Raw genomic sequence first — 13237 nt, 5'->3', positions numbered from 1 at the left:
GGCGTTTGAGGCGCGGGGGCCCGGGGGCAGCGCCCCCGCAACGGCGCCGCACCCGCCGCGCGACCCGCGCCGGGCAGACAGCCGAGCACCCCGCAGGGGATGATCAGGCCCGGGGCCGCCCCATCGCCCGGTACGTCCACCCCGCGGCCCGCCACCGCGAGGGATCCAGCGCGTTGCGCCCGTCCAGCACCAGCCGGTCCGTGACCACGGAGGCCAGCTCCGCCGGATCCAGCTCGCGGAACTCCCGCCACTCCGTCAGGTGCAGGACCACCTCCGCCCCCCGGGCCGCCTCCAGCGCGGAGCCGGCGTACGCGAGGGTCGGGAAGACGAGCCGGGCGTTGTCCATGCCCTTGGGGTCGTAGACGGTGACCTGGCCGCCCTGGAGGTGGATCTGCCCGGCCACGTTCAGCGCGGGCGAATCGCGGATGTCGTCGGAGTCCGGCTTGAAGGTGGCGCCGAGGACGGCGACCCGCTTGCCGAGGAAGGACCCGCCGACCGCCTCCCGGGCCAGCTCCACCATGTGCCCGCGGCGCCGCATGTTGATGGAGTCCACCTCGCGCAGGAAGGTCAGCGCCTGGTCCGCGCCCAGCTCACCGGCGCGCGCCATGAAGGCGCGGATGTCCTTGGGCAGGCAGCCCCCGCCGAAGCCGATCCCGGCGCGCAGGAACTTCGCGCCGATCCGCTCGTCGTGGCCGATGGCCTCCGCCAGCTTCACCACGTCGCCGCCGGCCGCCTCGCAGACCTCCGCCATCGCGTTGATGAACGAGATCTTGGTGGCGAGGAAGGAGTTCGCGGCGGTCTTGACCAGCTCGGCGGTCGGGAAGTCGGTGACGACCAGCGGGCTGCCCTCCGCCATCGGCGTCCCGTACACCTCGCGCAGCAGCTTCTCGCCGCGCTCGCCCTGGACGCCGATCACGATCCGGTCGGGGTGCAGGGTGTCCTGCACCGCGAAGCCCTCGCGTAGGAACTCCGGGTTCCAGGCCAGCTCCACGCCCTCGCCCGCCGGGGCCAGCTCCGTCAGCATCGCCGCCAGCCGCTGGGCCGAGCCGACCGGCACCGTGGACTTGCCGACGACGAGCACCGGCCGGGTCAGGTGCGGGGCGAGGGAGGCGACCGCGGAGTCGACGTAGGACATGTCGCAGGCGTACTCGCCGTGCTTCTGCGGGGTGTTCACGCAGACGAAGTGGACGTCGCCGAAGGCGCCGACCTCCTCCCAGGAGGTCGTGAACCGCAGCCGCCCCGTCGATCCCGGCAGCCCGGCCACGTGCTGCGCCAGCAGCTCCTCCAGCCCCGGCTCGTACATGGGGACCCGGCCCGAGGACAGCATCTCGATCTTCTCGGGCACCACGTCCAGGCCCAGCACCTCGAATCCCAGCTCGGCCATCGCCGCGGCGTGGGTCGCGCCGAGGTAGCCGGTGCCGATCACAGTGATCCTGAGGGGGGCCATGGGTGCTCCAGAGGTGCGGGGCCGTTTGCGGCACCTGAGCATAGTCGGGCCGGTCAGGGGGGACGGTCCCCAGGAGTGGACCGCTGTCACGCAACTCACGTGCGGCCGCCATATCGCCATCCGTGAGCGGCCCACTAAACTTGGGTTACTTAACGGTAGTTAGCATCACGTTTTTCGCGTGTCACCCTGGGGAGTGAGAGATCTTGGCGGGTTCTGCCGACTTCGACCTGTACCGCCCGGCCGAGGAGCACGACATGCTCCGCGAGTCGGTCCGCTCGCTCGCGGAGGCGAAGATCCTGCCGTTCGCCGCCGCGGTCGACGAGGAGGCCCGCTTCCCGCAGGAGGCCCTGGACGCGCTCGTCGCCAACGACCTGCACGCCGTCCACGTCCCCGAGACGTACGGCGGCGCGGGCGCCGACGCCCTCGCCACCGTGATCGTGATCGAGGAGGTGGCCCGCGTCTGCGCCTCCTCCTCCCTGATCCCGGCGGTCAACAAGCTCGGCTCGCTCCCGGTGATCCTCTCCGGCTCCGAGGAGCTCAAGGCCAAGTACCTCGGCCCCCTCGCCAAGGGCGACGCGATGTTCTCGTACGCGCTCTCCGAGCCGGACGCGGGCTCCGACGCCGCCGGCATGAAGACCCGCGCGGTGCGCGACGGCGACTTCTGGGTGCTCAACGGCGTCAAGCGCTGGATCACCAACGCGGGCGTCTCCGAGTACTACACGGTCATGGCCGTCACCGACCCGGAGAAGCGCTCGAAGGGCATCAGCGCCTTCGTCGTGGAGAAGTCCGACGAGGGCGTCTCCTTCGGCGCCCCGGAGAAGAAGCTCGGCATCAAGGGCTCCCCGACGCGCGAGATCTACCTCGACAACGTACGGATCCCCGCCGACCGCATGATCGGCGCCGAGGGCACCGGCTTCGCCACCGCGATGAAGACCCTGGACCACACCCGCATCACCATCGCGGCCCAGGCCCTCGGCATCGCCCAGGGCGCGCTGGACTACGCCAAGGGCTACGTCCAGGAGCGCAAGCAGTTCGGCAAGCCGATCGGCGACTTCCAGGGCGTGCAGTTCATGCTCGCGGACATGGCCATGAAGATCGAGGCCGCCCGCCAGCTGACCTACTCGGCCGCCGCCAAGTCCGAGCGCGTCTCGGCGGGCGGTGACAAGGAGGACCTGACCTTCTTCGGCGCCGCGGCCAAGTGCTTCGCCTCGGACGTGGCCATGGAGGTCACCACGGACGCCGTCCAGCTCCTCGGCGGCTACGGCTACACCCGCGACTACCCGGTGGAACGCATGATGCGCGACGCCAAGATCACGCAGATTTATGAAGGAACGAACCAGGTCCAGCGCATCGTGATGGCGAGGAACCTGCCGTAGCGACGTTTTCCCGCGAGGCCCCCGGCGCGACGCCGGGGGCCTCGATGTGCCGTCGCTGCAGCGCGCTGTTCTTCCCCGACTCGGATTCGCCGTCCTCCGCAATCTGGAAATCGACGTGCAGGACCTCGGCCTGGAAGTCGATCTGATCGCGTGAGACGGCCATGGCCTCACCGAGTGGTTCTGAGGTGCTGAGCCCGGTCCCCGCGCACGGCGCGGATGAGGAGCGTGCCTGTGGTCCGCTTGTCATGATCGGGTGCTGGAAGCACGGTCGCGGTCACTTCGGGGAACCCGTACTCCTTGAGGAGCGAGGACCAGATGTCGGGCTGATAGTCCCACCGCTTCACGATGGCGGGATCCTCTTCGGGTCCCCGAGGAATGTACGAGGCTTGGCATCCGTAGCAGCCTTCGACCGGCGGTCGCTGAGAGAAGGCGAATACGCCGCCCGGCTTGAGTGTGGCATGAACGACGGGGAGCAGTAGGCCGGGGTCGGTGAACCAGGCAGCGCCGAAGACGCTGAACATGGCGTCGAAGACGGTGAAGGTCTCGCCGAGGTAGGCCAGGCCGTCGCCCTGGTGCAGTTCCATGCCGCCCACGTCCGGCCACCGCTCTCGGGCCTTGCCGAGCTGCTTCGCAGAGATGTCCACGCCGACGGCCTTGACGCCGAGGGTGGCCAGGTGAGCGATGTTCCCGCCGGACCCGCATCCGAGATCGAGCGCCGTGTCACCCGGTTCGAGGGCCAGCAGTTCGGCGCCGGGCCCATGGTCGGCGTACTGGGTCCAGTTGAACCAGGTCGCCTCACCCTTGGCGTTGGTCTGCCTTCGCTGCGGCTTGCTCTGCGCATAGGTGTCCCATGCGTCACTGCGCGCGTCAGTCATCGGTGTCCGTTCTCGGTCATGGCGACAGCCGCCCGGCACGATACCGGGCGGCTGAGGCGGTGGGGCTGGTTACTTGCTGACGGGGCTGTCGGTGCAGCCGGCGTAGGACTGGGTGCAGTCGGCCGCGTCGCCAAGGGGCCAGAAGACGGGGTCGGTCCGGTATCCGGCCTCGCGGATCAGGCCGGCCGTCCGGCGCATCGCGGCCCGGCCCTTTTCGGGGTTGTGCCCGCTGTTGCGGTCCGGGACGTGGTGGATGAACCCGCCCCCGAGCGTGTCGCAGAAGTCGGCGTACGGCTTCGTGTGCAGCACGAAGGCGTGCCAGAACAGGTCCACGCGGAGGCTGGGGGTCACCTGCTCGGTGGTGGTCGCGGCCACGGCAGGGAAGGCGGCGAGCTGCTCGACGCCCCGGTTGCCCTCGTCGTCGGTGATCTCCGGCCAGTAGTCCTCACGGACCATGGTGATGAGGTCGGCCCGGAGGCTGGAGCTGATCAGGTCCAGGGGCCTGGTGGTGTCGTGCTGGGCGATCGTCACTGTGGTGCCTTCCTTGTCGTCGCGGAACATCGGGGCACTCGCATAGGGGCCACGCGGCCGACGGCATGGCGGTCGGAGGCGTTTCGGCACTGCTTGCTCGGGTAGGTCACCGAGCCTCCCTACGTCCGGGCCGGCCGCCGGGCGGCCCGCTCTCCGCAGATGTCTCAGGGCCCGTCGTTCTGGCCGGCCATCACTCGCCCTTGTGGTGCCGAATGATGTGCTGCGGGCCGTGCGTATCGGCCTGCGCTTGAGTCAGGACGACTTTGCCAAGGCTCTGCGCCGGGCAGGGCAGGAGCTGGGAGAACCCAACGAAGCGTCGAAGCGACTGGTGCAGCGCTGGGAGTCGGGTACGAGCAGGACGCCCCGGGGTGTGTACGCCAGGGCGTTGGAGCGGGTCACAGGCCGTCCCGTCGAGGCCCTGGGGTTCTCTCTCCCCGTACCGATGGCCAGGGTCCACGCCGACGGGACAGGAGGACACGACATGGATGCAGGGGCAGAGGGTGTGACCTCCGCTGCAGGGGGAGTGCGGTCGACCGCACAGAAGGTCGAGGAGACGTTCACCGGGGTATGGCTCAGCCGGTACGAGTTCTACTCGTCCAGCCGGGGGGACACGTACGAGGGCAAGCACTACGTGGTGATCGTGCAGCACGGCAACCGGCTGACCGCTCAGAGCCTGCCCGGGGCGTCCTCGAACCCGGACAGCCCGCTCACGCTGGATCTGACCGTCGACCGCAACGTGGTCACAGGATCATGGGTGGAGCAGACCGCTTCGGACGGCTACTACAACGGGGCCCGCTACCACGGGGCCCTTCAGCTCCTGGTCGAGCCGACCGGCCGACGGATGGCCGGGAAGTGGGTCGGTTTCGGGAAGGACTTCGACGTGAACACGGGTCCGTGGGAACTGCGGCTCGTGGACAGGTCCACGTCGAAGGCGACGCTGGAGCGGTACAGCCGTACTCCCGAGTAGGGGTCGCTGCGGTACGGATCCCTGATCAGGCATACTTCCTGATCAGCTCCCTGACGAGGCGGCTCCGGCGGTCATGGGGGAATCCAGGGGTGACCCTCTCCGTCGGGGTACTGTGCGGGTCACGTCAGACGTGCCCCTCAGCGCGCAGATCCGCGAGCGGATCGTCATGGCGCGCAACCTGCCGTAGCCTGCTCCGACCTGCGCGGACTCAGGGACCCCCGGCCGTCGGCCGGGGGTCCTCCGTCGCTGTGGCCCCGGGCTCCGGGGCCACACGCATGGGCTAAATTTGGACCTTCGTACGCCGGAATCGGTTGGGGAGAACGCAATGACGGAAGCGATCCTGCTGGTCGGCGGACAGGGGACGCGACTGCGGCCCGTGACGGTGAACACGCCCAAGCCGATGGTCCCCACGGCCGGTGTCCCGTTCCTCGCCCACCAGATAGCCAGGGCCGCCGCCGCCGGTGTCACGCACATCGTCATGGCCACCTGCTACCTCGCCGAGGTCTTCGAGCCCTACTTCGGTGACGGCTCCGACTTCGGCATCTCCCTCGAATACGTCGTCGAGGACGAACCCCTCGGCACCGGCGGCGCCATCCGCAACGCCGGGCAGCGCCTGACCGGCGGCCCCGACTCCTCCGTGCTCGTCTTCAACGGGGACATCCTCACCGGGCTCGACATCGCCGGGCTGGTCCGCGCCCACGAGAGCGCCGACGCCGACGTCTCCCTGCACCTGGTCCGCGTCGAGGACCCGCGCGCCTTCGGGCTGGTGCCCACCGACCCCGACGGGCGGGTGCTGGCCTTCACCGAGAAGCCGCAGACGCCCGAGGAGATCATCACCGACCAGATCAACGCCGGCTGCTACGTCTTCCGCCGCAGCGTCATCGACTCCATCCCGGCCGGCCGCCCCGTCTCCGTCGAGCGCGAGACCTTCCCCGGGCTGCTCGCCGCCGGCGCCACCCTCCACGGGGTCACCGAGAACACGTACTGGATGGACCTCGGCAAGCCGGAGTCGATCATCCAGGCGTCCGCCGACCTGGTCCGCGGCGTCGTGCCCTCCCCGGCCGTGCCCGGCCGCCGCGGCGAGTACCTGGTGCTGCCCGGCGCCGAGGTGGAGGCGGGCGCCAAGCTGTCGGGGGGCACCGTGGTGGGCGCCGGGGCCCGGATCGGGGCCGGGGCCGTGGTCCAGGGCTCCATCGTGCTCGGGGACGCCGTCATCGGCGCGGACGCCCAGGTCAGCGCCAGCCTGATCGGTTCCCGCGCCGCGGTGGGCGAGCGGACCGTGCTCGACGGCACCGTCGTCGGGGACGGAGCCGTCGTCGGCGCGGACAACGAGCTGCGCGCCGGGGCCCGCGTCTGGTGCGAGGCCCGGCTGCCCGACGCGGCCATCCGCTTCTCCCCGGACGCCTGACGAGCGGACCCGGGGAAGAAGCCGGGGAGGCCGCCCCGGCCCCGGTCCGCCACGGCCCCGGGCCGCAGGGCCCCCGGCCCCCGAGCCGCCCCGGCCCCCGGCCGCCGCGGTCAGTTGCCGCGGACCGTGACCTTCTCGTCGTTCTGGATCTGCTTCACCAACTGCTGCACCTTCGCCTTGTCCCAGACGAGGTTCCCGCCGCGCTGCCCGGAGATCGGCATGTTCATCGACACGCCGTCACCCCCGTTGACCCCCTTCATCGCGAAGAACATCTGGCCCATGTCCCACAGGCCCATGTCCTTGTCGACGATGAGGGTGTCCAGGCCCGCGCCCATCACCGGGTAGAGCGTGAACGGGTTCAGCACCGAGGACGGGGTCGCGGCCTGGCTCGCCAGCGCCGCCAGGAACTTCTGCTGGTTCTTGGTCCGCTGGAGGTCCGACTCGGCGAAGGCGTACCGGGTGCGGACGAAGGCCAGCGACTGCTCGCCGTTCAGCGTCTGCCGGCCCGCCTTGAAGTCGGCGCCGGACTTCTCGTCCTTGAAGCCCTGCTCGATGTCCAGCTCCACCCCGCCCAGCGCGTCCACGATGTTCGCGAAGCCGGCGAAGCCGATCTCGGCGTAGTGGTCGATGCGCAGGCCCGTGTTGTGCTCCACCGTCCGCACCAGCAGCTCCGGGCCGTCCTCCGCGTACGCCGCGTTGAGCTTGACCCGCCGCCCCTGCGCGGGGAACTTCTTGCCCGACTGGGAGCCCACGAAGGCGGGGATCTCCACGTCCGAGTCGCGCGGCAGCGAGATCATCGTGTTCCCGCTGGAGCACTTCGCCAGGATCATCATCGAGTCGGTGCGCTTGCCCTCGGCCGAGCCCGTGTGGAGCTTCTTCTTCTCCTCGTCGGACATGCCCTCGCGGCTGTCGGAGCCCACGATCAGGTAGGTGGTGCAGTCGCCCTCCTTCGGCCGCTCGATGACCTTGGAGAGGTCCACCTCGCGGCGGACCTTGCCGTCCGCCCAGAAGTAGGTGCCGATCGAGGTCACCAGCAGCGCGGAGACCAGCACGATCGAACCGACCTTGATCCGCCTGCGCCAGTCCGGCGCCGGGCCGGGAGCCCGCCCCGGGCCGCCGCCCGGACCGGAGGGCCCGCCGGGGCCTTCCGGGCGCCCGGGGGCGCCGCCGGAGGGGGCACCGTAGACCTGGCCGGTGTTGTAGCCGCTGTCGTAACCGCCGTACGTGTCGTGCCCGCCCGCCTGCTGCGGGGGCACCTGGCCCGGCGGGGGCCCCGCCGGACGCTGCGGGTGCGGGGGCTGCGCGGGCCGCGGCGGCTGCTGCCGGGGCGGGCGCTGGACGTGCCGCATCCGCTGCACACCCTCGGGCTGGGGATGCGCGCTGCCGCGTCCGTAGGCGTCGTCGCGACCTTCTGGCCAGTCATTCATGCGCCAAGGATGCCTGGCCCCGCGCGCCCTCCGACAGCCCGGGGGAGGATCCGTTCCGCGGCTGTTGCAGAGCTGATGCCGACGGCACGGATCTAAGGTGTGCGTATGACACAGATACCGGACGAGCTGCCCGGGAAGCCGACCTCCGCCTCGCGCACCACCCTCAGCCACATCATGACCGCCAACGACACCAACCTCCTGGGTACGGTGCACGGCGGCGTGATCATGAAACTGGTGGACGACGCGGCCGGCGCCGTGGCCGGACGGCACTCCGGCGGCCCGGCGGTCACCGCCTCCATGGACGAGATGGCCTTCCTCGCGCCCGTCCGCGTCGGCGACCTCGTCCATGTGAAGGCCCAGTGCAACTGGACCGGCCGCTCCTCCATGGAGATCGGCGTACGCGTCCTCGCGGAGCGGTGGAACGAGTCCACCCCCGCCACCCAGGTCGGCAGCGCCTACCTGGTCTTCGCCGCCGTCGACGCCGAGGGCAAGCCCCGCACGGTCCCGCCCGTCCTGCCGGAGACCGAGCAGGACGAGCGGCGCTACCAGGAGGCCCAGATCCGCCGCACCCACCGGCTCGCCCGCCGCCAGGCCATCATGGCGCTGCGCGAGGAGCGCAACGCCCGCGGCTCCGAGGACTGAGAGGCCCCGCGGGGGCGGCCTCAGCCCCCGCAGACCACCTGGTCCCCGGTGACCACCCCGAAGGCGCCCTGGTACGGATCCTCCGCGCGCACCGGCACCACCTTGCGGTAGTCGGCGCCGGCGGTGACCAGCACCGTCCTGCCCTGCCCCGCGACCGCCCGCAGCTCACTGCCCGGCAGCGCGGTGGCCACCGTACGGGCGGTGCGGTCCCAGCGGGGGTCGTACGTGATCACCGTGCGCCGGACGTCGCGGCTGGCGGCGTTGCCCGGGGCGCGGGTGGTGTCGAAGCCGGTGGCGCGCAGCGCGGAGTCCACCCGGCCGCCCAGCCCGTCGATCCGGGTGCCGTTCTCCACCTGGACCCGGACCTGCTGCGGCGGCACGTCCACCGGCACGGCCACGGGCCGCGCGGCGGCGGCCGCGCCGGGCTTCCCGGGCCGGGCGGGGGCCAGCGGCCGGTCCTCGCGCAGCGCCTGGAAGAGCTTGGCCGCCTTCGGCTCGTCCCATTTCACGGTGGAGCCGATCCCCTTCACCGGGAAGGAGGGGCTGCCGATGGGCACCGAGGCGAACTCCGAGGAGGAGGGGGTGAAGTCCCGCATCGCCTGTCCCAGGGCCAGCATCTGCTCGGAGCCGAAGCCCTTGTCGGCCCGGACGGAGCCCAGCAGCGTGGAGCTGACCTCCTTGAACTTCACCGGGTTCAGCAGCACCCCGCCGCCGGTGGCCTGCTTGATCAGGGCGGCGATGAACCGCTGCTGGCGCTGCATCCGGCCGAGGTCGGAAGCGCCGTCGACATGGCGGGAGCGTACGTACTGCAGCGCCTGGCCGCCGGTCAGCCGGTGGGTGCCGGGCAGCAGGTCGAGGCCGGTGTTGGGGTCGCGCATGGTCTTCGCGGTGCAGATCTCCACCCCGCCCATGGCGTCGACCGTCTTCATGAAGCTGGTGAAGTCGACCTCCAGGTAGTGGTCGATCTTCACCCGGGTCATGTTCTCCACGGTCCGCACGGTCAGCTGCGGCCCGCCCTCCGCGTACGCGGCGTTGAGCTTGACCGGGTGGGCCTTGTGCGCCTTGCCGGTGGTGAGGTCCTGGTGGGCGGGCACCTCGGCGAAGCTGTCCCGGGGAAGGCTGATCACGCTGGCCCGCTCCCTGTCCGCGGACAGGTGCACCAGCATGATCGTGTCGGTGCAGTGGCAGGGCGCGCCGCCGAGGCGGTACTCGCGCTTCTCCTCGGGGCTGATCTTCTCCCGGCCGTCGGTGCCCACCAGCAGGAAGTTCAGGCCGTGCCCGGCCTGTGGGCGGTTCTTCATGTCCTTGAAGGGGTCCACCCGCTCGATGCCGGTGTCCAGGCCCGTCATGACGGCGTGCCCGACGGCCCCGGAGCCGAGCACCACCACCGACACCCCCGCCGCGAGCCGCACCCCCCACCGGGGCCGGCCCTCCCGGCGCCGGGCCGGGCCGCCACCCCCGCCGCCGCGCCGTGCGCGCTGCGGCTCGGGCGGCCGGGCGGGACGGGTGGGTCGGTGCGGCTGGGGCACGGTGGACACCTCCGCGGGGCAGCAGGGAGACCGGTCTCGGGCGGGCCGGTCATGAGCACTCAGTCGGCAGATCCGACAGAACAGTAGGCCCGTACGATCAGCAGCTGTCCGTACCGATCACTCGGCGCGCACCCGGTTCCCCCGTACGCGGTAACGTGACACCGATACCCGACCTTGAAGGACCACATGCCCGCCCAGCAGCCCGCAGTCTCGGTGATCATGCCGGTGCTCGATGAGGAGCACTACCTCCGCGAGTCAGTCCGCCACATCCTGGAACAGGAGTATGCGGGCGAGATGGAGGTGGTGATCGCACTCGGGCCGTCCACGGACCGCACCGACGAGATCGCCGCCGAACTCGTCGCCGAGGATCCCCGAGTCCACACCGTCCCGAATCCCACCGGCCGGACCCCGGCGGCCCTCAACGCCGCCATCAAGGCATCGCGTCACCCGATCGTGGTACGCGTCGACGGCCACGGCATGCTCTCCCCGGACTACATCGCCACCGCCGTCCGGCTCCTGGAGGAGACCGGCGCGCAGAACGTCGGCGGGATCATGCACGCCGAAGGCCAGAACGCCTGGGAGGAGGCCGTCGCCGCCGCGATGACCTCGAAGATCGGCGTCGGTAACGCGCCCTTCCACACCGGCGGCCGGGCCGGCCCCGCCGAGACCGTCTACCTCGGTGTGTTCCGCCGCGAGGCGCTGGAACAACAGGGCGGATACAACGAGGAGTTCATCCGCGCCCAGGACTGGGAGCTGAACTTCCGCATCCGCGAGGCCGGCGGCCTCATCTGGTTCTCGCCGGAGCTGCGCGTCCAGTACCGCCCCCGGCGCTCGGTGAAGGCCCTCGCCAAGCAGTACAAGGACTACGGGCGCTGGCGGCACGTGGTGGCCCGCTACCACTCGGGCTCCATCAACCTGCGCTACCTGGCCCCGCCGACCCTCGTCTGCGCGCTCGCCGCGGGCGTGGTCGTCGGCGCGACCCTCAGCCCGCTCGGCTTCGTCCTCCCGGCGGGCTACCTCGCGGGCATCGCCGTGGGCTCGGTCCCGGCCGGCAAGGGGCTCTCCCTCAAGGCCCGCGCGCAGATCCCGCTGGCGCTGGCGACCATGCACCTGTCCTGGGGCTTCGGCTTCCTGACCAGCCCGCGCGCGCTGGCGAACCGGCTCATCGCGAGCCGCCGCCCGGCCGTGCGGACCGGCGCCCCGCAGGTCCGGGACGCCCCGCAGGTCTGAGCCGCACGGAGACGTACGGAAGGGGCCCGGCGAGGGAGCGGCGTTCGTACGCTGCTTCCCCACCGGGCCCCTTCCGTGTGCCCGCTGCCAGGTCTGCCGACTACCAGGTGAACCCGGGCTGGATCGGCATGCACGCCTGGTCGTTGTCGCCGTTGAGGGCGTGCGCGGAGTCCGGCGCCTTGGTCGGGGCGGGCGGCGGCGGGGTCGGCGTACCGCCGGTGCGCCAGTCCTTGCCGACGAGGACGACCACCCCGGCGACCTCGTCGGACTTCTGCACCGAACCGCCGGGCAGGCCGAGGGCGGTGGCCACGGCGGCCGCGTCGGCCGCCTGCGCGTCGGTGGCGTAGCGGATCACCGAGGTGTCCTCGGCGCCCGTCCGGGTGTCGGCGACGACCTTGCTGAAGCCCTTGCCGGACAGCAGCGCGGCGACCTCGCTCGCGCGGCCCTTGACCAGGGTCCCGGAGCCGTCCTTGCCGCCGGTGGAGTTGCGTACGGTGACCGCGATCTTCGCGGGCGGCGCCGCCGCCGTGGCGGTGGGGCTCGGCTGCCCGGCCGGGGGAGCGGAGGGCGAGGCGGGGGCGCCCGCGGAGGCGGAGGCCGCCGGGGTGGCCGGGCCCTGGCCGTCGAGCGGGATGTCCTCGCGCACCATCCGGAACACGTCCTCGGCCTCGCCCGGCTTGGGCTCGACACGGCCGTCGAGACCGGGCTTGGTGCTGTAGATCCACGGCATGGTGGTCATGGTGATCCGGCCCGGCGGGACCTTCTTGAGCTCCATGCTGAGGTCGAACAGCTTGTCGATCTTGTTCAGGCCGGTGTCCACCACCATGGCCTCGATCGCCGCCTGGGCCAGGCTGTTGAGCTTGACCGGGTTGCTGAGCTTCGCGTTCTTGCGGAACTCCCGGGCCATCGAGTTCATGTACTGGTGCTGGGCGTGGGTCCGGCCTATGTCCGTGCCGTCCTCGAAGCCGTAGCGGGTACGCAGCCACTGGAGGGCCGTCTCGCCCTGGATGACGCTCGTGCCCTGGGGCAGTTTCAGCCCGGAGCCCTTGCCGTCCCGGGTACGGGAGTGCACGTTCTGCTCCACGCAGACCGGTACGCCGCCGATGGCGTCCGCCATCCGGACCACACCCTTGAAGTCGATCATCATGAAGTGATCGATGGGGATCTTGGTCAGCTCGGTCCACGCCGCGACCGTGCAGCCCGGTCCGCCGCGCTGGATGGACTCGTTGGTCTGTACGAGGCCCTTGCTGGCCGGGTAGATCTTGCCCCCCGGCTCGGTGCACTTGGGCATCATCAGCATGGTGTCGCGGGGCATCGACACCACGGACATGTTGGAGCGGTCCGCGGACAGGTGCAGGAGCATCTGCACGTCCGCGAGCGGCGGTCCGTCGAAGGTCTCGGTGGCGCCGCCGAGGGCCTGGTTCTCCGCGTCGTTGCGCGCGTCCGAGCCGATGAGCAGGATGTTCAGCGGGGTCTGGCCGAAGGCGTTGGGCTTGGAGCCGCCCAGCTTGTTGTCGCCGAGGTTCAGGGCGTCCGTCTGGATGCTGCCGTTCAGGTGGCGGTAGTAGAGGTAACCGCCCGCCGCCGTCACGAGTATGAGCAGGGACAGGACGCTGGCCACCCAGCGCAGCACGCGCCGCCTGCCCCGTCTGCCGGGGCGGCCCGCGGCCGCCTCGCGGGCCGGCCCGGAGCCGTCCCGCGGTGGGGGCACCGTGCCGGACGCGCCCGCCCCGCCACCGGGTATCTCCCCGTCGGCGCGGGCGGCCGCCCCCTCCCCCCGCACGCTGCTGTGCGTCACGCGTATC

General features: G+C 71.3%; 11 protein-coding genes. 5 read left to right on the top strand and 6 right to left on the bottom strand.

The features are described 5' to 3' along the window. Positions 1-103: 103 nt before the first annotated feature. Entirely contained in the window at positions 104-1447 is a 1344-nt protein-coding gene (locus ABZ873_RS24690; protein ID WP_360875815.1) for a UDP-glucose/GDP-mannose dehydrogenase family protein, read from the bottom strand. A 203-nt stretch (positions 1448-1650) separates the two neighbouring features. On the opposite strand from ABZ873_RS24690, the gene ABZ873_RS24685 reads away from it, so the two are divergent. Beyond that, the gene (locus tag ABZ873_RS24685; protein ID WP_360875813.1) at positions 1651-2823 is read left to right on the top strand and encodes an acyl-CoA dehydrogenase family protein; all 1173 of its coding nucleotides are present in this window, start codon (positions 1651-1653) and stop codon (positions 2821-2823) included. Between the two features lie 167 nt (positions 2824-2990). Here ABZ873_RS24685 and ABZ873_RS24680 read toward each other — a convergent pair whose 3' ends face one another. Next, the gene (locus ABZ873_RS24680) at positions 2991-3698 is read right to left on the bottom strand and encodes a class I SAM-dependent methyltransferase (protein ID WP_360875811.1); all 708 of its coding nucleotides are present in this window, start codon (positions 3696-3698) and stop codon (positions 2991-2993) included. Between the two features lie 69 nt (positions 3699-3767). After that, entirely contained in the window at positions 3768-4229 is a 462-nt protein-coding gene (locus tag ABZ873_RS24675; protein WP_360875809.1) for a hypothetical protein, read from the bottom strand. 202 nt (positions 4230-4431) lie between these two features. On the opposite strand from ABZ873_RS24675, the gene ABZ873_RS24670 reads away from it, so the two are divergent. After that, on the top strand, positions 4432-5196 hold the full coding sequence (locus ABZ873_RS24670; RefSeq protein WP_360875807.1) for an XRE family transcriptional regulator: 765 nt from the start codon (positions 4432-4434) through the stop codon (positions 5194-5196). A 325-nt stretch (positions 5197-5521) separates the two neighbouring features. Beyond that, positions 5522-6604, top strand: coding sequence for an NDP-sugar synthase (locus tag ABZ873_RS24665; protein WP_360875805.1), 1083 nt, complete (start codon positions 5522-5524; stop codon positions 6602-6604). 110 nt (positions 6605-6714) lie between these two features. On the opposite strand, the gene ABZ873_RS24660 is transcribed toward ABZ873_RS24665, so the two are convergent. Continuing rightward, positions 6715-8031 carry an LCP family protein gene (locus ABZ873_RS24660; protein WP_360875803.1) on the bottom strand — a complete coding sequence of 439 codons (1317 nt, stop codon included), beginning with the start codon at positions 8029-8031 and terminating at the stop codon, positions 6715-6717. A gap of 105 nt (positions 8032-8136) precedes the next feature. Between ABZ873_RS24660 and ABZ873_RS24655 the strand changes: the two genes are divergently transcribed. Further along, complete coding sequence (locus ABZ873_RS24655) at positions 8137-8673, top strand: acyl-CoA thioesterase (RefSeq protein ID WP_360875801.1); 537 nt, start codon at positions 8137-8139, stop codon at positions 8671-8673. Positions 8674-8693: 20 nt separating this feature from the next. On the opposite strand, the gene ABZ873_RS24650 is transcribed toward ABZ873_RS24655, so the two are convergent. Beyond that, positions 8694-10085 carry an LCP family protein gene (locus ABZ873_RS24650; RefSeq protein ID WP_360875821.1) on the bottom strand — a complete coding sequence of 464 codons (1392 nt, stop codon included), beginning with the start codon at positions 10083-10085 and terminating at the stop codon, positions 8694-8696. Between the two features lie 303 nt (positions 10086-10388). Between ABZ873_RS24650 and ABZ873_RS24645 the strand changes: the two genes are divergently transcribed. Further along, positions 10389-11432, top strand: coding sequence for a glycosyltransferase family 2 protein (locus ABZ873_RS24645; protein ID WP_360875799.1), 1044 nt, complete (start codon positions 10389-10391; stop codon positions 11430-11432). Positions 11433-11532: 100 nt separating this feature from the next. Here ABZ873_RS24645 and ABZ873_RS24640 read toward each other — a convergent pair whose 3' ends face one another. Next, positions 11533-13230: an LCP family protein gene (locus ABZ873_RS24640; RefSeq protein ID WP_360875797.1), complete on the bottom strand. Its 1698-nt coding sequence runs from the start codon at positions 13228-13230 to the stop codon at positions 11533-11535. Between the last annotated feature and the right edge of the window lie 7 nt (positions 13231-13237).

It is taken from the genome of Streptomyces sp. NPDC047014 (assembly GCF_040644195.1).
GTDB lineage: Bacteria > Actinomycetota > Actinomycetes > Streptomycetales > Streptomycetaceae > Streptomyces.
This window is presented reverse-complemented; position numbering and strand designations above follow the sequence as displayed.

Excerpts from the sequence above, each read along its gene's own strand:
- ABZ873_RS24690 (WP_360875815.1), bottom strand. The coding sequence starts at position 1,447 with ATGGCCCCCCTCAGGATCACTGTGATCGGCACCGGCTACCTCGGCGCG.
- ABZ873_RS24680 (WP_360875811.1), bottom strand. The coding sequence starts at position 3,698 with ATGACTGACGCGCGCAGTGACGCATGGGACACCTATGCGCAGAGCAAG.
- ABZ873_RS24665 (WP_360875805.1), top strand. The coding sequence starts at position 5,522 with ATGACGGAAGCGATCCTGCTGGTCGGCGGACAGGGGACGCGACTGCGG.
- ABZ873_RS24660 (WP_360875803.1), bottom strand. The coding sequence starts at position 8,031 with ATGAATGACTGGCCAGAAGGTCGCGACGACGCCTACGGACGCGGCAGC.
- ABZ873_RS24655 (WP_360875801.1), top strand. The coding sequence starts at position 8,137 with ATGACACAGATACCGGACGAGCTGCCCGGGAAGCCGACCTCCGCCTCG.
- ABZ873_RS24645 (WP_360875799.1), top strand. The coding sequence starts at position 10,389 with ATGCCCGCCCAGCAGCCCGCAGTCTCGGTGATCATGCCGGTGCTCGAT.